Origin of the sequence: Nonomuraea sp. KM90 (assembly GCF_052246675.1) — a bacterium.
In the GTDB taxonomy this organism is placed as follows: Bacteria; Actinomycetota; Actinomycetes; order Streptosporangiales; family Streptosporangiaceae; genus Nonomuraea.
The window spans coordinates 40,701-64,809 of the sequence record NZ_JBQQCB010000059.1 but is presented as its reverse complement, the minus strand read 5'-3'; the positions used below and the strand labels follow the sequence as shown (position 1 = coordinate 64,809).

The following is a 24,109-nucleotide window of genomic DNA, read 5'->3' as shown; positions in this document are numbered from 1 at the left end:
CTTTGGGGTGCCCACCCGCCGGCGTTCGTCCCGCAGCGACCGGGCAACGTGATGAACCAGCGCGCGGGAGACGTCGAGCATGGCACGATGAGCAATCACGTGGAGCCTTTCGGCCGATGGGGTTCTTTTGATGAGAACTCATCTACCGGAGGCTCCACGTCTGTCTCCGGCCTTCGACGACTTCTCCCGATAGGCCCGAAACGTCACCTTTGGCGTCCCGAACATCCCCAAATCGCCCGAATTATTTCTCTGAGATCACCTCAGTGAACCTGGCTATCAGCCGACTCGGTCACAAGATCAGCGACAGAACCCGTTCACTTGTACATGGCTCTGCACTTGAACTGGTACGCCGACACCACCACCCACCCAAGGCCTCAACACGCCTACTTGACAGGGAAGCAGTCCAGCGCCTACAAGCGGGCCCGCGCCGCCGCGCGGGACGGCGCCAAGTTCACCACCGCGCTACGCCACCAGCATCCGTCCCCGGACCTGGGGTTTCTGGCGGATCTCCCGTTCAGCGCCGATCGCGGCGTGAACGCCGCGCTGGCCACCGCCATCGTCGCCGCCTGCCGGGCCGGATGCCGCCCTTGCCAGGACACCCTCATCCCGCGCCTGCTGACCGAGCGCCCCACGGTCGCCGTGCTGGCGTGCGCGGTGTTCGGGTGGCTGCCCGGCGTCGGGCTGGCGTCGGAGACCACTCGGGTCTGGCAGCCGCTCGCCCAGCAGGCGCACCGCGATGGCGACGGCACCGCGGCATTCGACGCGGTCGCCGCCATGACCTCCGAGCAGGCATCCGACCTGCTGGAAGACGCGCTGGACATGTGGGCGGCGGGCGCCGCCGACGTGCACCTGGTTGAGCTCGACGACCCGGACATGGACGCCGGCGACCTGGACGCCACCCCGTTCTACGCGCTGTACCCGATGACCGTGCCGACCGGCCATGGGCCGTTGCCCGGGCTGCTGCTGGCCCCCGAGACACCCGCCGCCGGGCCCGCCGATCTGCGCGCCCGCTGCGCCTGGCCCACCTGGGACATGACCGTCCTGCCGGACCTCGACACGTCCTGGCGGGTCCGGATGGAGATCGGCTCCCGCTCCGTCGCCATGATCGCGCACATCGACGCCGAGGGCTTCGACGACGTCCTGCTGTGGCAGGCCTCGGAGGCGGTGCCGCTGCCCGACGAGTGGTTCGAGCTGGTCGACCGAGCCCAGCACATGCTGCTGGCCGGCCCAGCTGCCGACTCCAGCGACGCGGCCCTGCAGGCCGCCTGCGACGCCGGCGAGCTGCTCGCGGTGGTCGGGCGGGTGAGCTTCCTATGACCGACACCCAGCAGACCACGCCGACCACCGAGCCCGGCACGACGGCCGTGGCCAAGCCGCGCCGGACGACCGCGCACACCGCCGCCCAGCTGCAGACCGCGCTCGGCTGGAACCAGGCCCAGTTCGGCCGCGCCGTGGCCGCCGGCGTCATCCCGCCCTGCGACATGAAGACGCCGCGCTGGTCCGGCAGCACGGTGGACGACCTGGTGGCCCGCCGCAACGAGCTGGCGGTTATGATCCCCGACCTGCTCGACGACAGCCAGCTCATGGGCGTGCTCGACCTCAGCTTCGGCGACTGGCGGCGTGCCCGCGAGGCCGGCCTCATTCCCGACCCGGCGCGGCCGCCGTACTGGACCAGGACGCAGGCCGACGCCCTGACCGAGCACGCCAGCCAGCTGCGCGGGCAGATCCCGCCGCAGCCGCTCGGCGCCCGCCGGTGTGCCGAGCTGCTCGCCGAGCTGACCGGCCTGCAGGTCGACCAGGCCGACATCGGCGACCTGGCCAAGCGCGGGCTGGCCAGCGTGGTCGACGACTACAAGGGCTGGCCCCTGTACGACGTCGCCGCGCTGCGCGCCATTCCCGGCGATGCTGAGCGTCTGGCCGTGCTGACCGAGGTCGTCGCCGAGCGGCTGGCCTGGCTGGCCAGCTCCCTGACCATGCGCGAAGCCGCCGACGTCCTGGGCTGGCGCGAGTTCGACCTGGAGTGCGTGGCCACCGAACGGCACCTCAAGCCCGGCCGGTTCGATCGCTACGCCCGCACCGACATCGCCGCCCTGGCCGAGGACGAAGACCTGATGGAACAGGTCCGCCGCGATCAGCTGCTCGGGCCTGAGCAGGCCGCCGAGCACGCCGAGATGCGGCGCCGGGACTTCGACTACTGCGTGGCCGCCGGCTGGGTTTCCCCGACCACCTACGTCGAACGCGAGGTCGGCCGCCGCAAGACCGTCGACGTGCCGCTGTACGCCGTCGGCGACATCGAGGACATGCTCCTCATCGAGGGCGTGGACTGGGAAGCCGTCCGCGCCGTCAAACCCGGCGAAGTCTCGCCCCTGCGCGAGCACACCCGCCTGCCGATCAGCCGCGCCCAGGCCGTGCGCGGCTTCTGCGCCCAGCTCAGCGCGGACTACTCGGTCGAGGTGTGGCCACACTGGTGGAACGCCGGCGACCGCTGGGAGATCGACTGGGAATACCGCGAAGACGGCCACCCCACCAAGACCGAGGTCGCGGCCGCGCTGGCCGCCCACCCCGGCGCCGCCCAGCACGCCGACCGGATCACCCTGTCCACCGAGGTCGGCGAGGTCATCCGATGGGCCCGCTCCGCCCTGAGGCCCGGCCGCGCCGTGGTGCTGGACACCGAGACCACCGGCCTTGACGGCGTCGTGATCGAAATCGCGGTCCTGGACGCCGCCACAGGAGAAACCCTGCTCGACACCCTGGTCAACCCCGGCCCCGTCCCAGTCGAGCCCGGCGCCCGGGCCGTGCACGGCATCACCGACGCCGAACTGGCGGCCGCCCCGTCCTGGGAGGAGGTCGCCCCGGCCTTCCTGGCCGCCATCCGCGGCCGCCACGCCCCGGCCTACAACGCCCCGTTCGACGCGGGCCGGATCCTCACCACGCACAGCATGGCCGGCCTCGACGTCACCGAGCTGCCCCGCCCCGACCACTGGTGGTGCCTGATGCAGGCCCGCTCCGTCTGGGCGCGCGTCGGCTACTGGCTGCCGCTCGGCGGCGGCCACCGGGCACTTGGCGATGCCCGCGACGCCCACAAGCCGCTGCATGCGATCGCTTCCCCGATCGCACGCTGACGAGGGAGACAAGCATGAAGTTCCGCCTGGTCGGCACCACAGAAGAAGCCGAGACCGCCGCCGCCCTGATCGCTACCGTAATGACCCTGCTGGAAGACTCCGGCCCGCGTGCCCGCCGCGGCGGAGGCCTGCAAATCCAGCGCTACCTCGAGGTCCGCCTCACCCCGCCGCAACCGCCGGCGTCGTCCGATCCGCCGCCCCGCCCGCAGCGGCACGGCTCGCGTCCCGAACCCGAGATCACGGACCGCCCGGACGCTATCGACCTTGCCGAATGGAGCTGAACATGACCGACCCGAAGGATCCAAAGGAGGCGCGCGGTGAACCCGCCCAGCACGCCTTCGAGACCGCAGGTCGCCTCCAACTACTCGCCGAGCACATGGACATCGTCGGCTGCCGCATCGACGGCTTCAGCACCGACCAGCTGAAGGAGTTGGCGAACCTGCTGCGCGGCACGGCGATCCGGGCCGCACTCGCCAGCGACAACGAGGCGATCGTCAGCATGGTCATGGGTAAGCCGATGACGAAGCTCGACCCCGAGCCTCCCCTTTGAGCAGCCCGGCGATGAGGGAGCGTGCAGAGAAGGATGCCCCAGGGCGTCCATAGATCGACCACGGCCACAGCCATGGCCGGTAGTCGTGATCAGGGGCCCCGCCTACTCGGCGTCCATGGAGGCGTCCAGCACGTACAGCCGCTCCCGGTCGGCCGCGGACAGCGACCGGAACTCCTCACTGTCCAGGAGGGCCTGCTGCACCTCGGGGCGCAGCGCGCGCAGCAGGGACACCGCCACCCTGTCCATGTCGACGGGCTCGTCAGTGGCCATAGTCGGCCCCCTATCCCTTGGGGATCGGCCGCACACGGGCGCGTCGCCGATCGACATCGCCACCAACTCCGGCCGCTGAGGGATAGGCGTGAGGAGCTCTTTGCGATCTCGCGCCATGCCGGTGGCGATCTCGTCCCCAGGTGGCGCCAGCCGCTCGGATGGCGGTGACGGCCATGACCAGGACGGCGCGGGCCTGGGCGAGCAGGGGGGCTCCGCCCGCCGCCGGGGTGGCGATCAGGCGGCGACGGGGAAGCTGCCGGGCCCTGCGGTCACACGCCCTGTGGGGCGGACAACGAGGAAGGAAATGATCGGCAGACGAGGTGGTCTTCGGCGGGGCGCGGGGACGGCTGACCCGCGAGACGCTCGGAGCGTGGGTGGTTGGTATGGGGTGTTGGTGCGGAGCATGGCGCACAGGACGTCGCAGTTGACCGCGATACGGCACCGGGTCCGGTCGATGGAGATCGCCGAGCTGGCGATCTCCGACCGCGCCGAGGCGGGCTACCCGCCCACCCGGCACCTGGACGAGTACCTGCAATCGCCTGATGAGCGGCACCTCGATTTCGACGAACGCCTGGCCATCATCGGCAACGTCATCAAGTCCTGGTACGCCGACCAGCTGAAAGCCTGAGCGTCAGCGGCCCGGGTGTACGTACTGGTTGTATCGGGACAGGCTGATGTTGCGACGCTTAGTGCCTGATCCGGTGTAGAGCCACACCTCCAGGTAGACGCTCGATATGCCCTTGGTGCTGGGAGGGGTGATGTTTCCGAAGTTGGTGCCGTCGTCGCCGCAGCCGTTGCTGTCCGTCCTCACGGCGCTTTTCCCGGTGGTTCCGTCGGTGTAGTGCCACCAAGCCCGGGCCTGCACCGGCCTGTTGTCGCCGGGACAGAGGTCGCGCACCGTGAAGTTCCGAAAGATGACCTTCCTCCGGTTGACGAAGTCGACGGTCGTCGTGACGAGCGCGCCACCGCCGGGGATCCCGGTGTCCACGCGGACGCGGGCGGAGGACACTCCGTCTCTCGCCTGCGCCGGACTTGCCACCAGCAGCCCGCTCAACGCTGCGATGCCCAGCGCGGCGCCCAGAATGCGTGTCTTCAACAGTCCTCCAGCAAGAGATGTTTCGGTTGGTTCGGTTGGCCTTGGGGCGTGCGCTTCAGCGCTTCCGCGTGGCCGGCGGGGGGAGATGTGCGAGGTATCGCCTCGTGGCGGATCGCGACGAAGAATGGCGATCGATGGTGCGGGGGCCCTGTCTGAGGGTCAGGTCTGGAAGGTGAACGTCCCGCGCAGGACGGTGCCTCGCCCGCTCCAGTAGCTCTCGTGGACGGCCCGGTAGGTGACGTTGTCGAAGGCGGGGAGCACCGCGCAGGTGGCGTCGGGGTGGCGGATGTTGTCGTCTCTGATGACGATGGGCTTGCCGATCACACCCGGGCGGGTCAGGGTCACCTCCACCCAGGCTGTCCCTGTGGTGTCGTCCGCCCGGACGCACAGCTCGTTGGCAGGGTCGGCGTAGCGGACGATCCCGTCGCCGACATCCCGTTGAAAACTCGCCGCCAAGGCCGGTTGCGCGAGAATGACGCTCGCCACCGCGACAGCGACCCCGACGGTGACCGTTTTGAGCGGGTTCATCGTTCTTCCTTCTCTCGGACGAAGATCAGCCCGCCGGAGCGCCTGGTGCCAGGGTGGAATACGGCCTCCGACGAGGCTTCTGACATGAGCGATCCCGGCGGCCCGAGGTTCACCGGAGTGATCGTTGCACCCGTCGGCAGCAGCGTGGAATACGCCGGGAATACGCCTGGTCCATCCGGCATCGAGAGATGACTTCGGGCGGAACCCCTTTGCCGGGGGCGCCTGTCTTTGCGTGACGCTGAAGGAGTTGGGGGGGTGACGACGATCAGCGGCCAGATGCTCCGGCAACCCAGCTGATCGTCAGAAATGCGTCAACGGGTGCCCGCCTGCTGGACGACGTCCGCGAGCGACCCGGCCTGCGCGAAGCGGCCCGCGAGATCAACGCCCAAAGGTGAGTGTCGAGCACTTTACGCACACCGCTCATCGCGTAGCTATCTCCTGCGCTGCCAGGACTTCGTGAGGTCCGATCCACCTACCGGGCACCGTTCGGCATCCGTGCAGGTTGATCAGTCCGGCGCGTATGCCCGCATGTACGGAACCGTGGTCACGGTGCGGCTGGTGCCCGCCGCGCCGGCGGGTGAGGCCGCCGCGTCCGGCTGAGACAGAGGGCGCCTACCTGTTGCGTTCCGCTGCCGGGTGGGAAAAGCCACATGATCGCGGCGAGAAGATCGTGGAGGGGACGACCGCCGGGTCCCGCACGATCCGGTCGGCCGGGGACAGGCTACGGTGGCCTCAGATCCCAGTTCGGCACGGCGACCACGCGCAACCCGCTGTTTCCCAGGGGCGGTGGTCTTGACCGTTGGCGGCTTGTTGCGTACGTTCCCGGCGAGCTTGTTGGACGATGGCATCGCCTGGAGGCGGTTGTGACAGAACAGTCCAGCACCACTTCGACCTGGCCGGACCTTCCTCCCGGACCGTACGGCACACCGTCACCCGACCTACCCCGCCGCTACGCAGAGGCGCCGATGGAGGTGGTGACGCTACCCAGCGGCGACCGGGCACCGATGATCGTCCGGTACGCGGATGTCCGCAACGTGCTCACCTCGCCGGCCAGCAGCCGCAACCTGCGCGAGCCCGGCCTGCCTCGCATGGTGCGTGGCATGTTCCTGGATGACGACCCGGCGGCGCTGATGAACCAGGATCCGCCGCAGCACACCCGCTACCGGCGCATCCTGCACGGCACGTTCACCCCCAGGCACATCGAGCGCTGGCGGCCCCGTGCGGCGGTCATCGCCGGCGAGCTGATCGACGCCGCTGGCCAGGAGTTTGACCTGGTCGCGGACTTCGCACTGCCACTGCCAGCCCGGGTGATCTGCGAGATGCTCGGCGTGCCGATGGACCGCTTCGACCAGGTGCGCAGCTGGACGGAGATGTTCCTGTCCACCTCCGACGCCAGTGCCGACGCCCGGGCTCAGGGATTCGCCGCGTTCACCGCATACGCGCGCGAGCTGATCGCCCAGCACCGAATCGACCCCGGCGAGGACCTGATCGACCTGCTCATCGCGGCACGCGACGATGACGACGGGCTCAGCGAGGACGAGCTGACCAACATGGTGTACACCCTCATCCTGGCCGGGCATGAGACGACCGCCTCAATGATCATCCGGGGCACCTTCCGCCTACTCTGCCACGCCGACCAGTACGCCGAACTCGCAGCGCATCCCGAGCTGGTCGATCCGGCGGTGGAGGAGATCCTGCGCCACGAAGCACCCGGCTCCAACGGCATGCTCCGGCGCGTCACCGAGGACCTCGAGGTGTCAGGCGGAACGATCCCGGCCGACACGGTCGTGCTGCCCAATCCTTGGGCCGCCGACCACGACCCCTCGGCGTTTCAGGACCCGCTGCGGTTCGACGTGCACCGGTTCACTGGCACGGCGCCCACCCCGCACCTGGCCTTCGGCCACGGCCCGCACTACTGTCTGGGCGCGAACCTGGCCAGGATGGAACTGCAAGAAGCGTTCCGCGCCCTCGTTACGCGCCTGCCAGGACTGCACGCCAAGGAGGAGCTGTCGGCCGTGGCGTGGAGCGACGGGTTCGTCTACCGGCCGCTCCGGCTGGTGGTCAAAGCAGCATGAGACTGACACGTGCGGGCCTGGCGCACACGTGACCGACGCCAACCTAGGTACGGGGCGGCTCTTCAGCTGCGAGTTCCATCCTCCGCTTGATCACCTTCAGATCAGCCTGCAGCCCACGGGTGGCCTGGCCGGTGTCGTAGGTGAGCAGGGTAATCGGACGGGCGGCCAGCACTTCGATCGCCTTCGCCCTGTCGATGATCTCGTCATCGTTGATGGGAAGCCGTGTGTGCCCGGGCGGGTCGAGCACGATCTCAACGCTCACGTCCCTGGTGGCCACCTCGCCGTCCGGTCCGGCCTCGCCGCGGCGGGAGAAGATGCCCCGGGTGGGGGAGACGAGCAGGCGATCGAGGACCGCGAGGGTGTGTCCTGCCCGCCATCGGGTGTGGCTCTTGCCGTGCTGCTTCAGGGTGTCGAGCTCGTCCACGACCACCATGGGGAAAAGCAGGTGAACTGCCTCGTACTCGCGCGCTTGTACGAGAGCGCCGAAGTCGGTCTTGTCGAAACGGTCTGCGTGCTGGATGTAGAAGCTAGAGTCGGCGACCATGTAGTGGCTCAGGTCGCTCCAGTTCTGCACCTGCTGCTCAAACGCTCGGATCGCCTTGGTCAGGTCATCTACCCGTTCGGCTAGTTCCGTCTGGACGATATGGGCCACGCCTGCGATCTTTTGGCTCCCTGGCATGCCGTACGTCGTGGATCCGATGATCTGCTGTAGGGCCCAGTGCCTGCGGGAAAGGATCAGTCGATCGATGTCGCGGGTGGCGAGTTGCCCGCGAAGATGTGCTGCCATCTCCGCTGACCAATGCAGGTATGCGATGCAGAGGTCATCTGCTTCTCCGCTGAAATGGCGCAGGTTGGTGGTCTTCTCCAGGACATAGGCCAGAGACTGACGCACGCTTCGACGGTCTGTGCCCGGCAGGGGAGTAATCAGCACCGCAACAGAATCGCAGATGGGATGTCAAGAAGGCGCATCAGCCCAGGACTGTGCCCGAGTTCTCGGCGCCGCGGGGACGCTTGCGGGAGAACGCCGAAAGGTCTATGGCCAGGCCGGTGTGCTCGCCGACGAATCGTACCGGCCGTTCGTCGTGATCTACGCCGTTCTCGGTCTGTTCGATGATCGCGGCGAGGAACTTGCCGACGACCGGCGCGTTCTTGAACTGGTTGCCGCTCGTCCCCATGGCGACGTAGAACCCGTCCAGCTCCGTACGGTCGTAAATCGGCGTCCAGTCGTCGGCGACGTCGTAGACTCCCACGACCCCGCGAGCCCGATTCGGTATCTCCAACGCCGGTAGCCGTCGCGCAGCCCTCGTCACCTGGGCCTCGAACACCGCCGTCGTCGGATGCGCGGTGACGGCATCCGGGTCGTCCACCCACTGCAGCGGGTCGCATTCCGGTTCCGTACCACCCACCAGCAGTCCCCCGCCGGCCTCACCGCGCAGGTAGATACCCAGGTCCATGTCCGCGACGCAGATCCCGGCGCGGTTGTCGGCGCCGAAACCCGCGGGGGCCGCGACGTGCGCGACCTCCTGCCGTAACGGCCGGCATCCCACGGTGAAGTCGGATCCGACCGAGGCCAGCTCGTTGATGCGGGTCGACCATGGGCCTGCGGCGTTGACCACCACGCCGCAGGGGATCCTGCTCCCGTCCGCGAGTGTCACCGCGGTGACCCGGCCATGAGCCCGCTCGATCCCGCGCACCGACGTATGGAACCGGAACTCGGCACCGTGTGCCCGCGCGGCGGCGGCCAGATTCTGCGCCGCCAGTTGCGGATCGTTCACGAACCCCGCATCAGGTGTGTACACGGCACCCAGCGTGGTTTCGGTCTCTGCCCAGAACTCGTCGTCGTCGATACGTTTCGGTGGCCAGTACCTGCCGACGTCGATACCCAGGATCCGCTCCGACAGGTCCGCACTCGTCCACTCCTCGAACGGGATACCCGCGTTCCGGAACAGTACGGCGGCTACTCACTCGAGCGGAAGGTCTCCCTCCTGATGCCATCGTCAACCTGACGCCCGCGCAGCGGGCCGACCCGTGGCCGCGCGACTACGAGATCCTCACGCAGATCTTGGAGGAGATCGCGGTGCTGGCGGCCGACCGGCGTCGGCCGAAACCGCGCGAAGCGCGACGGCCGGACTGGATCGGAGGCAAGGGGAAGAAGGGCATCGACCGGGCGTTCGGCATCATGGCCTCGACGGCGAACACGATCAGGTAGAACGGGGCGGCAGAGCATCTGCCGCCCCGCTCCGCGTTGCCCACTCACATGGGGGCGGCCGCGAGCAGGGAGCCGGCCGACACCTGGAGCTGCCCGCTCAACTGCTCCAGCACGACGTCAGGCGCGTAGAAGCCGGTTGCGGGTGTCGTGGTCGGCGCTGCGGATCTGGTTGCCTTGAGGCTGCTTGATCGGCTTGTGGACGCCGCCGAGCCGGGCGGCATTTTCGGTGTGGGAAACGAGCGACGCACTGAACGAGCGCGTCGCGGCAGACGACGCGCCCGGGAGATACGCATACATGCCAGCGGTCCCACCGCGACAATTCGGTGGGACCGCCGTTTCGACGTCAGCCGCGCACGCTACCCGAGCAGCCCGTGGTGAGTGACCCGGTCAGAGCGCTTACCGAGCCGCCCGAGGGCGGGCCTCAGCCGAACCCTGAGAACCGCGGATGATATTCAGGTCGACCACACGTGAGGATCCTGCGAAGCCCCAGCAGGATCTCCGCCATGTCCACCTCCTCGCCGACGATCTCGAACTCGTACTCCGAGTCCCCCAGGCGCAGATCACGTGCGGCTTCGCTGGTGAAGACGACCTTGATGAGGTTTCCACGCGCCTCGATCTCGCGCACGCAACCGAACTTGGTCAGCCCAGCCTCGTTCGAGACGCAGTAGCTCTCTCCCTCGGGCCAGTTGCCGCCCTCCTCGTACTCGTTCCGCCGGAGATCGCACTGAAAATGGAAGGCTCGTCCGCCGCCATCTTCCGACTCTGCAATCCCCACCAGAAGCAGTGGTGGATGCTCCTCGACACCCGCCGCTCGAGCGACGATCGAGATCAATGTGCTTCTCCTAACTACCAGGTCCACGCCACCAGAATTGACGAGCACCATTCTCGACCCAGGTGTACACCCAGTTCGTCCCTGTTTCCGCGGCCGCCTCTTCCATGGCGACCTGACACCAACTGCATGGAGGCAACTGTCCCTCAAGGTAGTAGGTGTCGCCGGCGACGGCAGGCGTTCGGCCCAGCAGCGGATCGTCACCCGCCTTCCAGAACGGCCAAGGAGCTCCGGCGGCGCGAGTGGCACGGGCCTCCGTGTGGGTCGCCATGCCCCCCTTCCAGGGCCCCTGCGCCGCCTCCGCCGGTGTCCGTCCGCCCGACCAGAACGTGACTGGACCGGCTTCTCCGGTTTCGGCTCCTCGTGCCACACCCTTGGAGTTGAAGACCGACACCTCCGCGATATGGCCCGGTGCGCAGCCGGTGTTGTGGACGAGGAGGTCGGCCTCTCCAGCGGCCGTGTAGTAGGTGTGGATGTCGGCGATCGACAGGTTGTGGACGCGCTGGCCCTGCCGCACCTCGTGCTCGATCGCGGTGATCTGGACGTACGTGCCCGCAGATGTCTGCAGCCACATGCCCGGCCTGAGCTCGCCGGCGTCCGTCCAGCGGTCGTACTCGGGCACCCAGATCGGGTGGCGGTCCGTGGCGATCACCGTGCCGGTCCTGCCGCCCCGGTCGCCGTCCACGTCCACGGTGATGGACACCAGACGCTTGACGCCCTTGCTGGTGATCGTCTTGAGCACCGGCTTCGCCGCCGTCCGGCCGCCGGCCGGGTCGGTGGCCACCACCTGGTCGCCGGCCTTCAACCGATCGATGGCCTTGTGGGTGCCGTCGGCCAGCAGGACCTTGGTCCGGGAACGAAGTTGACCGGGCGAGCCTTGGCCGCGCCGCCGGGCTGGAAGGTTGGGTCCGCTGCCACGTCCGGCCGAGGCGATGGTTTCCGGTCAGTCTGGCGGATCTATCTTTTGGCGCCCGTACAGCTCCTTCGGAGCAACTCCACGGATGAGATTTTCGAGGCCTTCTGGAATCGTCCCGTAGCAAGCGATCCAATTCGCCACAAGGTAGATCCTCCCCACCTCGTCGATCCCCAGGAAGAAGCGTCCGCCGTCCAGTTCTCCGAGCGGGTACAAGGAGTGCCCGATGACCTCGGACCAGTCAATAAATCGATCTTCTTCCCCGTACGCCAACGATGGGTCCAGCTCAAATGGCTCAGGCGCGCCGCCGCCTGAGCTGCTGTCTACGCTTAGACCTCCGAACTCCGACAGAAAACGGGCCGCGGAATCGTGCAATTGGATTCCGTTCGCACTGAAGTGGGATCGCCACTCGCTGATGTCGATCCCTCGTCCGCGTTCCCAGCCGGCGGCACGTAGTACCAGTTCCGCCTCTACGGAGAGTTCCATGAAACGAGAATAGCAGCAGAGGCTCGGCTGTCGAGCCACGTATGAGGCCCGACAGCCAGTGCCTGCTCTAGTTTCCGGTCATCTGGTCAGGAAGTTCAGGTTGTAGTGCTCTACCAAATGCTCGCAGCTGTTGCATGGTCCGACAGGAACCCCGTGGCTCGAGTGGTTAATGTCACCACGAATAAGAACGGCAGCTGCCGAGGAGCCGGTTGGGTTCAGCCCTGCATTGAGAGCTTCGGTTAGACACACAGCCAGGCCGCAATTTCCGTGCCCTGCCCCTCGGGCTCCGGGCACGTCGGGAATCGCATCGAGAATCTGCTGAACATCCGGATGCAATTGGGGTGCACCCCCCCGAATACTCGGGCTAGAGAAGATCTGACCACCGGGTAACTCAATTGCCTCCGCGACCACAGGGCGAGCACGACTGGGACGAATGACCGAAGCTCGATCGGCTTCGGCCTTCGCCGCATCGATGCAACCGGTGTTGTGGACGAGGAGGTCGGCCTCTCCAGCGGCCGTGTAGTAGGTGTGGATGTCGGCGATCGACAGGTTGTGGACGCGCTGGCCCTGCCGCACCTCGTGCTCGATCGCGGTGATCTGGACGTACGTGCCCGCAGATGTCTGCAGCCACATGCCCGGCCTGAGCTCGCCGGCGTCCGTCCAGCGGTCGTACTCGGGCACCCAGATCGGGTGGCGGTCCGTGGCGATCACCGTGCCGGTCCTGCCGCCCCGGTCGCCGTCCACGTCCACGGTGATGGACACCAGACGCTTGACGCCCTTGCTGGTGATCGTCTTGAGCACCGGCTTCGCCGCCGTCCGGCCGCCGGCCGGGTCGGTGGCCACCACCTGGTCGCCGGCCTTCAACCGATCGATGGCCTTGTGGGTGCCGTCGGCCAGCAAGACCTTGGTCCCGGGGACGAAGCTGCTGGTCGGGCAGGCCTTGGCGCCGCCGCTGGGCTGCTTGACGGTGACCTTGGTCTGGCCGGTGACCACCCGGGTCGTCGGGGTGGACGCGGTGGCATGCGCCTTGTCGGCCGATTTCTTGGCTGTCTTGGCTGCTTGTTCCGCGCGTAAAGCGGCCATGATGTCGGGTGCCGTACCGCCGTTCTTGGCGATCAGGTTGACCCGGCGTGAGGCGGCGGCCAGGGCCTTGGCCGCGCCGTCGACACGGGCCGCGGTCTTGGCGGTGTTCCCGGCGGTGCCGGTGATCTTGACGGCTGTCTTGACCCACTTCACGCCGGTCGCGGCGGCCCCCACGAACGGGACGGCACCCGCCAGTGACAGTGCCGCGTCGACGTAGTTGCCCTCCAGGGCGTACCAGCCCGCGTTCGCGAGGTCGGCGACCTCGCCCACGACCGGCACCATGCCGGCCACGTCCAGCGCCAGGTGGCCGATGTCCGACAGAGACAGGCCGAACAGGTGGCCGTCGATCTCCACGTAGGTGATCGGGTTGCCGCCGGCGAAGGCGTACCGGTTGCCGGTCCACGGGTCGGCGGCCAGGTCGAGATCGTCCAGGGCGCCGTTGAACCAGTCCCGCTCCAGGAAGCGGTTGATGCCGGGCAGGTAGTCGCGGGCGCCCATGTCGTACGACTGCGACGCCTCGTCGTACCGCTTGTTGTTGTACCGGAAGCTGTTGTACGGCTCCTTGTCCGGCTGCGTGGCGTCGTACTTGTCGATGCCGGTGAACAGCACCTTCTCGTCGTTGCCGTAGGCGGTGTAGCCGTAGGTGGCCCGGACCGTGCCGCCGTCTCCGCTGATGGCCTCGACGTCGCCGCGCATGTTGAAGCTGTAGAAGGAGTGCTCGCGCACCCCGCCGACCAGCTTCATCTGCGACAGCCGCTGCCCCGGCGCACCGTAGTAGTACGCCTTGATCTGCGCCCCGCCCTCGGATTCGGAGACGACGTCCTCGGAGGTGCCCAGGTACTCGTACGTGGTGGTCTTCTCGCTGCCGGTCCCGGCGTTCTTGGTCCGGGTGACGGTGCGGTCCATCGGGTCGTAGGTGTACCGGGTGGTCTTGGCGTTCAGCCCGGACCCGCCGATGTACTCCTTGACGTGGTCGAACCCGTCGTACTTGTACTTGGCGGTCTGCTGGCCGGCCTGGGTGATGGTGTCCAGGCGGCCGTAGGGGTCGTAGTTGTAGACCGAGGTGGCGCCGCCGGCCGCGGTGGCCGTCATCAGCCGGTTGCGGTCGTAGTCGAACTTGGTGGTGGTGCCTTCGACGGTCTGCTCGATGACGTTGTTGTTGGCGTCGTGGACGTAGGTCTCGTCCTTCAGCGGCTGGCCGGTGACGACCTGCTTGCCCACCTTGGCGACCCGGTCGCGCGGGTCGTAGGTGTAGGACAGCTGGTGCTCGAGGTAGGAGCCGGGGCTGTCGGCGTTCTGCAGCTTGACGTGGTCGCTGGCGCGGTGGCCGTTGCCCTGGTACCCGACCTCGTGCGAGGCGACCAGGGTGCCGTCGGACTTCTTCTCGGTCCTGGTGCGGGCCAGGCCGTCGAGGAAGTAGTCCAGCTCGACGACGTTGCCGTTGCCGGCGACCATGCGCAGCAGCTCGCCGCGGGCGGTGTAGGAGAAGGTGGTCGTCTGGGTGTCGGTCGTGTTGACGGCCCGCTGGTTGACCACCGTGGCGATGGCGTCGCGCACGTCGTAGGTGAAGTCGGTGACCAGGCCGTCGTGACGGCGCTGGGTGGGGTTGCCGACCTCGTTGTAGGTGTAGGAGGTGACGTTCTTGACGGCACCGTCCTTGGACTCGGTCACCGACTTGATCTGACCGAGCTCGGTCCAGACCATGTCGTAGGTGTCGATCCGGCGGCCGGAGCTGTTGTCGGTCAGCTTGTCCAGCTGCCCGTTGACGTCGTAGACGTACTCGAACTTCTTCTGCTCGGTGTCCGTCTCGCCGGAGTTGTCGCGCACCAGCTTGACGGCGTCGGCGGCGACCGTGCCGTTGGCGGCGTCGGTCAGCGTGATCATCTGGGTGCCGGTGGAGGTCACGTTGCGCTCGCCGACCTGGCTGACCGGCGGCGCGGCGTCGCTGAAGTCGTACGAGCCCAGCGACACCCACTCGCCGGCGTTCCTGGTCTGGTCGACCTTCACCTGGGTGCTGCCGCCGCCGTGGGTGACCTGGTACGGCGCGTCCGTGGCGGTGGCCCCGGACGGGTAGCGGACGAACACCTCGTACTGCCCACCGGCGGGCATCGTGAGGTTCCAGGTCATCGACGACTGCCCGATCCCCGCGGGGGCGAGGTCGTAGTCGTAGCCCTGGAAACCGGTACCCGCCGCGGCGGGAGCCCAGGTGGTGCCGACGGTGGTGACGTTCTGGAAGTCGGAGTTGTCGACCAGGACGGTGTCCTTGCCGACCGGCGTGCCGTCGTCGGTGTGCGACTTCAGGTTGCCGTCCAGGTAGTAGTCCCACGTCAGCGTGCGGGAGGAGGAGCCGCCGGAGGCGTGCAGGGTGCGGTTGATCTGCTGGCCGATGTCGTTGTACTCGTAGGCGGCCGTCAGGTCCCACGCGTCCGTGGTCGTACGGGTCCAGCCGTTGTCGTAGAACGTGGAGACCGTGTCGTTGCGCACCGTCTCACCGGAGGACGGCGGCGCCGACACCTTGGCCAGGTTGCCGACCTCGTCGTAGAAGTACTTGACGCTGTCGGGCTTGTTGTAGCGCGGGTCGTCCTTGTCGTACGGGTAGACCTGCTCCTCGACCCGGTTCAGCTTGTCGTAGCGGGTCTCCTCGACGAAGTCGTCGGGGTCGTCGGCGGTCTCGACGCCGCGCGGGGTGATGACCTTCGTTCGGTTACCGGCCGGGTCGTACCGGAACTCGGTGACGACGTACTTGATCTCCCCGTTCGTGGACGAGTGCGGCACCTTGGACTGCTTGACCAGACCGCGCTCGTCCAGCACCAGCTCGGTCCGGTTGCCTTCCTGGTCGATGACCGCGGTGGTCTTGTTGTCCTTGTCGTACTCCCACGACACCGCATGCCCAGCCGCGTCGATCTTGGACGTCTGCCGGTGGTCGAGGTCGTACACATGCCTGACGGAGTAGTCCTCCGGGTCTGCCGTGTTGTTCTTGCGCGGATCGACGATCTTGAGCGTGTTGCCGACCTCGTCGTAGAAGTACGAGGTCCTGCCGCCCTCGGCGTCGGTCACCGTGTCGAGCTGGTAGAGCTTCGTGTAGGTGTAGCCGGTGGTGTAATCGTCCGGGTCGTCGGGCGTCAGGTTGCCCAGCGGCTCGGTCTGCTTGGTCACGTTGCCCAGCACGTCGTACTCGGTGGTGAACTTGCGTTCCTTGCCGTCCGGATACCGCGGGAGGCCCACCTCGATCGGCAGGTCGCCCTTGTCGTAGACGGTCGTCTCCACCGCGCCGTTGGAGGCGGTCTGCTTGACGACGTTGTCGTTGAGGTCGTACTCAGGGGCCGGCGTGACGATGAACTTGCCGGCGTTCTGGTCCTTGGGCACCTTCGTCTCGAGTCGGCGCTCGAAGATGTCGTACGAGATCTCGGAGACCTTGCCCTTGGCGTCCTCTGCCTTGACGATCAGGCCGCGGTCGTCGTAGGTGGTGGTGCTGACCCGGTCGTAGGCGTCGGTCGTCTTCTCCGGGTAGCCGCTCGGGTGATAGTCGGTGAACTCGGTCTCGTGGTTGTTGGCGTCGATCGCCTTGAGGATCTGGCCGTGGCCGTCATAGACGTACCGGGTCGAGTAGTCGTCGGGCGTGTCGGTGAGCGTCCCGGCGGGGTCGGTCACCCGGGTCAGGTTGCCTTTGTCGTCGTAACCGAAGGTCCACCTGCGGCCTTCGGGGCTGGTCTTCTCGCTCAGGTCGGCGACGTTGCCCTTGTAGGCGGGGTCGTAGTCGTACTTGAGCGTGGTGCCCGGCCAGCCGTTCTTGTTGGCCTCGGCACTCTTGATCGTCAGCGGGTAGCCGGTGCGCTGGTCGTACTCCCACGTCTTGTAGGCCTGGTTCGGCTCGGTGAGCTTGGTGACGTTGTGGTCACCGTCCCACTCCAGCGTGGTGGTCTTCTCGTCGGCGTTGGTCACCGAGGTGGGCCGGCCGTAGGCGTCCATCACGTACTTCGTCTGGCGGGTCAGCTCGTCGGTGACGCTGGCGTGCATCACACCGCCCTGCGACCCGTCCGGGTCGAGGTAGCCGAACTGGTACGTCGCCCCGCGCCGGGATGTGATCGTCTCCAGCTTCCACTTGTCCTTGGGGTCGACCGGCGCTTCGTAGTAGGTCAGCGCCGTGTCGTTCCCGCGCGGGTCCTTGACGCCGACCAGCTTGACGTTCCTGGTGCCCTGCGTGGCGTCATAGGTGAAGCGGAACGTCTTGGCCTGCTCGTCCCCCGCGCCGTCGACCATCTTGGCCATCAGGCCCTTGTCGGTGTAGGCGAAGGTGAGCTTGCGGCCGGCGATGTCGGTGATCGACTCGACGTTGTCGATGATGTGCGGGTTGGTCAGCTTGGAGTCGCTGACGTCGTTGCCCTCGTCGTCGACGTAGGTGTAGTCCTGCCCCTTCTTGTAGTAGGACAGCCTCAGCGTCTGGCGGCCGGTCGCGTCAGTGATCGACTGCAGGAATTTGGTGGGCTTGTTGTTGGACCTGCGCCGCTCGTAGGTGAACGACATGGTGTTGCCGTTCTTGTCGACGATGGCCGACTGGAAGCCCTCGGTGTCGAAGAAGAACTGCGTGAGGTCGGGCTTGGTGAACACCCAGGCGCGCTGCTCGGCCAGCTCGGCGGCGTTCGGCTGCCCCTCGAACCCGGCCGGGTCGACCCGCTGCAGGTAGAGGTGCACGCCGCGCGGATGCTTGTACGCGCACGTGTCGAAGTCGCAGTCGGCCTGGTCCGGCGGGTCGAGCGTCCACACGTGCGTGGTGCCGTCACCGTCGGTCAGGCGCACCTGGCCGGGCCAGGACTGGCCGGGCGGGTGGAACTTCAGCTGTGAGCCGAGCTTGGACAGGGTCGAGGTCTGCAGCGACCAGCCGTAGCCGAGCGAGGCCGCGGAGGTGTCGAGCGAGTTGTACGTCATCCGGACGTTTGTCGCGATGCCCCTCGACGGGTTGCTGATCGGGGCGTAGGACCACGTCACGTTGCCCGCGTACAGGTTGGCCGCCGCTGACGAGCCGGCCCCGGTCGCGAGACCCGTGTACTGGTAGAACTTCTCCAGCCCGAGCAGGTCCGAGGTGGGCGAGTCGATGCGGATCTGCTGCGGCAGCTCGGGCAGGTGGTGGGTGGCCGACTTCCAGTTGTTGGTGACGGTGTCCTGCACGTCCCACACCAGTTGCACCCCGTCGGCCAGGTTGGTCGCGGCCGGCGCCTTGACATCGGTGTGGACCACGGCCGACTCGCCGGGTGCCAGGCTGACGGGCAGGGGCGTCCTGAGCTGGTTGTCGGGCGCGGAGATGTCGGTGCCGTCGGGCAGCTTCCAGTGGGGACACCACCGTCCTGCCGGCGTCCCAGGTCTCGGTGGTGGTGTTGGTGACCACGACCGGGATTTGCCTGGTCTCGCCGGCGTCCAGCCGTTCCGGCGTGCCGGGCACGTAGAAGGCCGTCTTCTCCTTGTACGTCACGCGCAGCCGGGGCCGCAGCACCGGCTCTTCGGCCTCGCCCGACAGGAAGGACACCGACTGCTTGGCCGTGCCGGCCTCGTCGGCGACCTTGACCAGCAGCCCCTTGGCGGCGGCCGGGTCGGTGAGCCACGCCTTGGCCGCATCCGTGACCGCCCACTGGCGCCAGCCCGGCGTGGCCGTCACCGCGCCGAGCGTGCTCAGGGCGGCGGCGTCGAAGTCGCCGCCCGCGCTCGTCCACGGGGCGGTCCAGGTGGCTGACTCGTCGAAGTCCCTGGTCAGCTTGTGGGCGGTGAAGCCCGCGCCGGTGCCGGTGGCGTTGGCGCCCCACAGGGACAGCGTGGCCTGGGTGATCTCCGCGTCCGCCGGCACCCTGTCGGCGAAGTCACCGAACCTCAGCACAGCGCGGGTGTTGCCGAGTGCTGTGGCGGTGTTGCCGACCTGCACCCGCTTCTGCCCGGCGACCTGGTCGTGGCCGACCGACGGTTCGCCGGCCGACAGCGTGGTGTCGGCGTCGGCGTACACGAGGGTGGTGATCTCGCCCGGCCTGGGCAGGATGACCCGCAGTTCCTGCGACGGCGAGGTCTTGCCGTTGGCCAGCACCGCCTCGACCCAGTAGCTGGCCTCATGGATGTAGGACGGGTCGGCCACCGCTTCCGGCTCGCCGCCGCTGGCGGTGTCGGTGTAGGAGGTGACGTCGGCCGGCAGCGTGGTCACCAGCGTGTCGTAGCCGTCGGAGAAGCCGCCGCCGATCTGGCAGCCGGACGGGCAGGTGCGGTGCAGCTCGTAGCCGACCAGGTCGTCCGAGGCGTCGCCGGGGGTCGGGTCCGTGTAGGCGGTCCAGGACAGCGACGCGCCTACCGAGGTGGCGGTGGTGACCGGCTTGAGCGTCACGCTCGGCAGGCCGTAGGTGACGACCAGCTTGGGGGTGTTGGCCTGCTCACCGACCATGCCGTCGCCGCCGTACGCGCTCTCGGTCGCGGCCTCGTACACCGGGCCGCCGACCGGGGCCGCCGCCGACTCGTCGCTCGCCTTCAGCAGCAGGCCGTTGGTCCAGAACGGCTGCGACAGCCAGCCCTGCACCACGTTCGTGACGTTGAAGGCGTGCCAGCGCGACAGCTCATTCGGCTGCCGCGTCACGGTGGCAGCGGCCATCGGGTTGAACGTGGGCTGGCTGTTCCAGGTCACCCCGGAGGCGCCCCAGTCGGAGGTGATCTCGTGCGCGCCGACCGTCACCGCGCCGGCCTCGCCCAGCGCCTGGTCGAAGTAGACCTCCAGGCGGGCGTCGTCGACCAGCACGTCCTGGTCCGGCAGCGCGTCCACGACCTGGATGTTGATCAGCGACCGGTTGATCGCGCCGGTGCTGGTCTTGCCCACCGGGAGCTGCCAGGCGCTGCCGAAGTTGCCGGTCTTGGAGGCGGAGCTGACGTAGGCGTCCTCGGCCAGCGCCCAGTCCGGCTGCAGCGCGATCGTGGGGTCGATCACCACCGGCCACCTGCGGTCGGCCGCCGCCAGCCAGGCCGGGTCCGGCTTCAGCGTGATGGTCGCCTCGGCGCCCTGCTGGGTGACCTCCTGCGTGACCGCGTCGGAGTGGCGCTTGCCGTACGGGGAGGCCGGGTCGTCCACGGTGTCGAACATGAACGGCTTCGGGATGGCGAACGCCGCCGTCCCGTCCTCGCCGAGGAACGCGATCGACCCGTCCGGCCGGGCCTCGGCCTTCAGGCCGCCCGTCTTGACGGTGAACGCGAGCGACGTGCCCGCCGCCGGGGGCTTGGTCAGGACCAGGTACTCCTTCACCCCCTCGGAGGTGACCGCGTAGACCAGGTCGGCGCCGTCCCACACGCCCGGGTACGTGACGGTCGAGCCTGCCACCTTCGGGGTCAGCTGCCGGCCGTCGCCGGCCACGCCCAGGGTGAGCTGCCGCCCGTCGGCCTTGACCTGCAGCAGCTTGTCCGACCTGTCGCCGAACCGGGTGCTGTATCCGGCCTTGTCGTTGCCATGCGTGAAGCCGTCCTCCGACACCCCCTCGACCCGGGTGTCGATCGGCTGCCACTCGCCCTTGGCGTCCCGGTAATGGATTGGCCGGGCCGAGATCTCGGCCTGCTGCCGGCCGTCCTCGAGCTCGTACACGGTGGCGAAGCGGGTCCGCTTGCCGGGCACTTCCTTGACCCGCTTGCCCGGCGGGGCGACCTCCCGCCGCTGCTTGGCCGGACCGGAGGTCAGCCCCGGCAGGGTGGCCTTCTGGCCGCTCGGGCGCATCTCGCCCTTCGGCTCCTCGGTGAACCAGCTCGCCACCTGCGCCGCCAGCCAGGTCGAGGCGCGGGAGACGAAGTTCGGCTCTCCCGGAGCCCCGGCCGCGGTCTGCGCGGTGGCGGGCGGTGCGGGGGCCGTCGCGATCAGCAGCGTCGCCGCCATCACGACGGTGATCAACGTACGTAAGCGACCACGGGGTAACTGTGACACGGGCACACTCCAGATAAGGAGGATCTAAAAGATCCACAGCGCAAAAACACCCGAATCACGCCATAAATCGACACATCCGGTCAAGAACCACGGAAGGTGACTTACCGGAGTAGGGGAATGCACTGGCGAAAGGCGCCCGGCGCTGCGGAGATCCGCCCAGCGGCGGGAGCCCCAGGTGGACCCGCCAGATCTCACGGAGAGTGAAAGCCACAGGTCGCCGCGACCACCCCGTGCACGCCCGAAGGTCGATTCCCAGCAAACTCACAGCCTGAAAAACTGCTGTGAGTTTCGCACACGCTTTCTAAGAGGACGGCCACCGGAATCAGGGATGATCACCCACCGTGCCCAACCCGTTGGACCGGTCCGCCGGGCGGACCCCCAGCTCACCGCGGACAGAGCCCCTCCACCGCCGTTACTCTCCGTCAATCTTGACGCGAAGTGCCGCCGTGTGGCTTGATCTTGAAGCTTTCCGACAGCGACCTGCCGCCCAGGAGGAATCTTGTGGTTGTCCCGAGCGCTTGAATCGACCCGATCACTGACCGTCGTGGGCGGGACCCTGGCGCTGCTGGCCGCCCTGACGGTGGCCCAGCCACCGGCCGCCTCCGCCGTGGACTCCACGACGGATCTCGGCGTGAGCCTGGCGACCGTGGGCCTCGATCACGAGAAGGGCGGTGACACGGCCGCCGGCGGGGGCAAGATCTTCGTCTCCGGGCGGGACCGGATCGTCGTCCTGGACGGCCGGGGCACGGTAACGGGCGAGATCACCGGTCTGTCGGGCGCGGTCGGCCTGGCCATGGCGGCCGACGGCGCCCGCCTCTACGCGGCGCTGAGCGGCTCGAACCAGATCGCCGAGATCGACACCGGCACCCTCGCCATCACCCGGCGGATCGACCTCGCCTACCCGTGCCCCATGAACCTGGCCCTCTCCGGCTCCCAGCTCCTGGTCGGGTACGGCTGCGAGCGCCTCTCGGGCGGCGGCGTCCTCAGCCTCGACCTCACCGCGCCGGCGCCGCAGGCCGTGTCCGTCCGGGCCGGGATGTCCAGCGGTGCCCCCCTGGTCGCCGCGGCACGGAACACCCTGGTGTTCGCCCTGCCCAACCTGTTGCCCGCCTACCTGTACGTCTACGACCTCGACGGCACGTCGGCGACCCCGCGGGGCGGCATCGACGGCCTTGCGCATGGTCTGAGCGGCCCGTACGACCTGGCCGTCACGCCGGACGGGTCCACGCTCGTCGCCGCGCTCGACAGCCCGGACCAGATCGACGCCTGGGACACCACGACCCTGACCCGCGTCCGCTCCTACAGCCCGATCCACTCGATCTCCCGCCGCGCCGTCGCGGTGAGCCCCGACGGGACGCAGGTGGTGGGCACGGGCGTGGCGAACGTCGTGTCGTACGACGCGGCCACGGCGGAGATCACCTACCGGAGCGAGAACTCCTCGCTGGGCAGCGTCGTCCCGGGCAGCCTGACGATCTCGGGCGCCGACGTCCTCACCGTGCTGAGGGCCGGCACCGGACGGCTCCACCTGTGGCGGATGCACGGCGCGCTGCTGCCGCGGTCGTCGATGACCCTCACCGCCCCGGCCACGGGAGACGTGCTCGAACCGGTCACGCTGACCGGCGGGCTCGCGCTGCCCGGCGGGCTCGACGCCGGCGCGCAGCCGGTCGTGGTGACCCGGCACGCGCCCGACGGCACCAGCGCGACCGTCGCGGAGGTGACGACCGCTGCGGACGGCTCGTTCACGCTCGCCGACACCCCGCCGGTCGGCGGCGCGATCACCTACCAGGCCGTCTGGGACGGCAGCCAGGACGCCCGGTGGAGCTCCGCGTCGGCGACCACCGAGGTCGCCAGGCGGCCGGCCACGCTGACGCTGACCGGCCTGAAGACCGGGTCGGTCGGCAAGGAGATGCGGTTCAGGGGCACCCTGGCGGGCGACGGCGGGCTGCGGCCCGAGGGCGCCGTGATCACCGTCGAGCGTACGTGGGTCGACAGCTCCGCCACGAGACCGCTGCCCAGCGTGACGGTGGACGAGAGCGGCTCGTTCGAGTTCGTCACCACGGTCGGGGCGAGGGGACTGTACAGGTTCACCGTCAGGTGGCCGGGCAACGGCGTCTACCAGCAGGCGCAGGCGAGCCACGAGGTCCAGGTCTCCTGAGCTCGGAGGCACCGGTGGCGTGGTCAGGGTTTTCTGGCCACGCCGCCCGCGATGCAGATCCCGCCCAGCCCCGGCGGCCGCCGGACGGGCTGCTCCGGCCGCCACTCCGGCAGGTGCACCACGCCCGGCTCGACCAGCTCCAGCCCGTCGAAGAAGTGCACGATCTCCTTCATGTCCCGGGCCCGGCCGGTGCCCAGCATCGTGAGCAGGACCCCCTCCAGGGCCCGTACCTCCGGCGCGCACGAGCAGAAGTGCGTGAGCTGCAGGTAGCTGCCGGGAGCCAGGCGCGACTTGTACGTGTCCACCAGCTCCTCGGGCCCCTCGTCGTCGCCCAGGTGGTGCACCACGGCCACCAGGAGCAGCCCGATCGGCCGGGAGAAGTCCAGGAAGCCATCGACCTTCGGATGGTGGAAGATCGCCTCGGGCTCGCGCATGTCGGCGGTGATGACGCGGGTGTTGTCGTTGGTCTGCAGGATCGCCCGGGCGTGGGCGAGCACGATGGGGTCGTTGTCCACGTAGACCACCCGCGCGTCCGGGTTGATCCGCTGGGCGACGGAATGCGTGTTGTCCATCGTGGGCAGCCCGGAGCCGACGTCGAGGAACTGGTCGATGCCCTGCTCGGTCATGAACTTCACGCCGCGGAACAACATCGCGCGGTTCTCCCGGGCGCCCTGGCCGCCGTCGGGGAAGTGCTTCATGCCCTCCATCGCGACGGCCCGGTCGACCGCGAGGTTGTCCTTGCCGCCGAGGAACGCGTCGTACACGCGGGCGATGCTGGGCTTGCTGGTGTCGATCTCCGGAGGCAGGTAGTCCGGGTCCTGATGCGTCCAGTTCGGAAGTCCGTCGCCCATGGTCGCCCTCCGCCG

At 68.4% G+C, this 24,109-nt stretch carries 19 protein-coding genes and 1 pseudogene; 8 read left to right on the top strand and 12 right to left on the bottom strand.

All coding sequences use genetic code 11. The features are described from left to right. Nucleotides 1-387: 387 nt before the first annotated feature. Genes ACTWPW_RS38770 through ACTWPW_RS38755 form a run of 4 tightly spaced genes read left to right on the top strand, consistent with a single transcriptional unit; the run spans nt 388 to nt 3,672 of the window. Complete coding sequence (locus ACTWPW_RS38770) at nt 388-1,317, top strand: hypothetical protein (protein WP_443171579.1); 930 nt, start codon at nt 388-390, stop codon at nt 1,315-1,317. Then, nucleotides 1,314-3,122, top strand: a complete 1,809-nt coding sequence (locus ACTWPW_RS38765) for an exonuclease domain-containing protein (RefSeq protein WP_443171578.1) — start codon at nt 1,314-1,316, stop codon at nt 3,120-3,122. The genes ACTWPW_RS38770 and ACTWPW_RS38765 overlap by 4 nt, the downstream gene beginning before the upstream one ends. A 14-nt stretch (nt 3,123-3,136) precedes the next feature. Then, the gene (locus ACTWPW_RS38760) at nt 3,137-3,403 is read left to right on the top strand and encodes a hypothetical protein (protein WP_443171577.1); all 267 of its coding nucleotides are present in this window, start codon (nt 3,137-3,139) and stop codon (nt 3,401-3,403) included. A gap of 2 nt (nt 3,404-3,405) precedes the next feature. After that, nucleotides 3,406-3,672 (top strand): hypothetical protein, encoded by a 267-nt coding sequence (locus tag ACTWPW_RS38755; RefSeq protein ID WP_375116051.1) that lies wholly within the window; start codon nt 3,406-3,408, stop codon nt 3,670-3,672. A 102-nt stretch (nt 3,673-3,774) separates the two neighbouring features. Here the strand turns inward: ACTWPW_RS38755 and ACTWPW_RS38750 are convergent, their stop codons facing one another. Beyond that, nucleotides 3,775-3,942 carry a hypothetical protein gene (locus ACTWPW_RS38750; protein WP_443171576.1) on the bottom strand — a complete coding sequence of 56 codons (168 nt, stop codon included), beginning with the start codon at nt 3,940-3,942 and terminating at the stop codon, nt 3,775-3,777. 412 nt (nt 3,943-4,354) lie between these two features. On the opposite strand from ACTWPW_RS38750, the pseudogene ACTWPW_RS38745 reads away from it, so the two are divergent. Then, nucleotides 4,355-4,477, top strand: a pseudogene (locus ACTWPW_RS38745) (adenosine deaminase); the annotation flags it as partial. 96 nt (nt 4,478-4,573) lie between these two features. Here ACTWPW_RS38745 and ACTWPW_RS38740 read toward each other — a convergent pair. Both ACTWPW_RS38740 and ACTWPW_RS38735 read right to left on the bottom strand, forming a co-directional pair. Further along, a complete protein-coding gene (locus ACTWPW_RS38740; RefSeq protein WP_443171575.1) occupies nt 4,574-4,996 on the bottom strand; it encodes a hypothetical protein in 423 nt (140 codons plus the stop codon). Between the two features lie 201 nt (nt 4,997-5,197). Further along, a complete protein-coding gene (locus ACTWPW_RS38735) occupies nt 5,198-5,566 on the bottom strand; it encodes a hypothetical protein (protein ID WP_443171574.1) in 369 nt (122 codons plus the stop codon). A gap of 965 nt (nt 5,567-6,531) precedes the next feature. Between ACTWPW_RS38735 and ACTWPW_RS38730 the strand changes: the two genes are divergently transcribed. Further along, nucleotides 6,532-7,641, top strand: a complete 1,110-nt coding sequence (locus tag ACTWPW_RS38730) for a cytochrome P450 (RefSeq protein ID WP_375116046.1) — start codon at nt 6,532-6,534, stop codon at nt 7,639-7,641. A gap of 43 nt (nt 7,642-7,684) precedes the next feature. Here the strand turns inward: ACTWPW_RS38730 and ACTWPW_RS38725 are convergent, their stop codons facing one another. Then, nucleotides 7,685-8,533: a PIN domain-containing protein gene (locus tag ACTWPW_RS38725; RefSeq protein WP_443171573.1), complete on the bottom strand. Its 849-nt coding sequence runs from the start codon at nt 8,531-8,533 to the stop codon at nt 7,685-7,687. Nucleotides 8,534-8,609: 76 nt separating this feature from the next. Next, complete coding sequence (locus ACTWPW_RS38720; RefSeq protein WP_443171583.1) at nt 8,610-9,488, bottom strand: NAD(P)/FAD-dependent oxidoreductase; 879 nt, start codon at nt 9,486-9,488, stop codon at nt 8,610-8,612. 215 nt (nt 9,489-9,703) lie between these two features. On the opposite strand from ACTWPW_RS38720, the gene ACTWPW_RS38715 reads away from it, so the two are divergent. Next, nucleotides 9,704-9,850: a hypothetical protein gene (locus ACTWPW_RS38715; RefSeq protein ID WP_375116044.1), complete on the top strand. Its 147-nt coding sequence runs from the start codon at nt 9,704-9,706 to the stop codon at nt 9,848-9,850. Nucleotides 9,851-9,967: 117 nt separating this feature from the next. Here ACTWPW_RS38715 and ACTWPW_RS38710 read toward each other — a convergent pair whose 3' ends face one another. The 6 genes from ACTWPW_RS38710 to ACTWPW_RS38685 form a co-directional block, all read right to left on the bottom strand. After that, nucleotides 9,968-10,147, bottom strand: a complete 180-nt coding sequence (locus ACTWPW_RS38710; protein ID WP_375116043.1) for a hypothetical protein — start codon at nt 10,145-10,147, stop codon at nt 9,968-9,970. Between the two features lie 124 nt (nt 10,148-10,271). Beyond that, nucleotides 10,272-10,682, bottom strand: a complete 411-nt coding sequence (locus tag ACTWPW_RS38705; RefSeq protein ID WP_375116042.1) for a hypothetical protein — start codon at nt 10,680-10,682, stop codon at nt 10,272-10,274. Between the two features lie 10 nt (nt 10,683-10,692). Then, nucleotides 10,693-11,517, bottom strand: coding sequence for a polymorphic toxin-type HINT domain-containing protein (locus ACTWPW_RS38700; protein ID WP_443171582.1), 825 nt, complete (start codon nt 11,515-11,517; stop codon nt 10,693-10,695). Nucleotides 11,518-11,622: 105 nt separating this feature from the next. Next, entirely contained in the window at nt 11,623-12,078 is a 456-nt protein-coding gene (locus ACTWPW_RS38695; RefSeq protein WP_375116041.1) for an SUKH-3 domain-containing protein, read from the bottom strand. 78 nt (nt 12,079-12,156) lie between these two features. Then, nucleotides 12,157-17,130: a golvesin C-terminal-like domain-containing protein gene (locus tag ACTWPW_RS38690; protein WP_443171581.1), complete on the bottom strand. Its 4,974-nt coding sequence runs from the start codon at nt 17,128-17,130 to the stop codon at nt 12,157-12,159. Nucleotides 17,131-17,938: 808 nt separating this feature from the next. Continuing rightward, entirely contained in the window at nt 17,939-21,055 is a 3,117-nt protein-coding gene (locus ACTWPW_RS38685) for a DNRLRE domain-containing protein (protein ID WP_443171572.1), read from the bottom strand. Between the two features lie 538 nt (nt 21,056-21,593). Here ACTWPW_RS38685 and ACTWPW_RS38680 point away from each other — a divergent pair. Further along, entirely contained in the window at nt 21,594-23,243 is a 1,650-nt protein-coding gene (locus ACTWPW_RS38680) for a hypothetical protein (RefSeq protein ID WP_443171571.1), read from the top strand. Between the two features lie 23 nt (nt 23,244-23,266). Here ACTWPW_RS38680 and ACTWPW_RS38675 read toward each other — a convergent pair whose 3' ends face one another. Beyond that, nucleotides 23,267-24,094 carry an SAM-dependent methyltransferase gene (locus ACTWPW_RS38675; protein ID WP_443171570.1) on the bottom strand — a complete coding sequence of 276 codons (828 nt, stop codon included), beginning with the start codon at nt 24,092-24,094 and terminating at the stop codon, nt 23,267-23,269. Nucleotides 24,095-24,109: the final 15 nt, after the last annotated feature.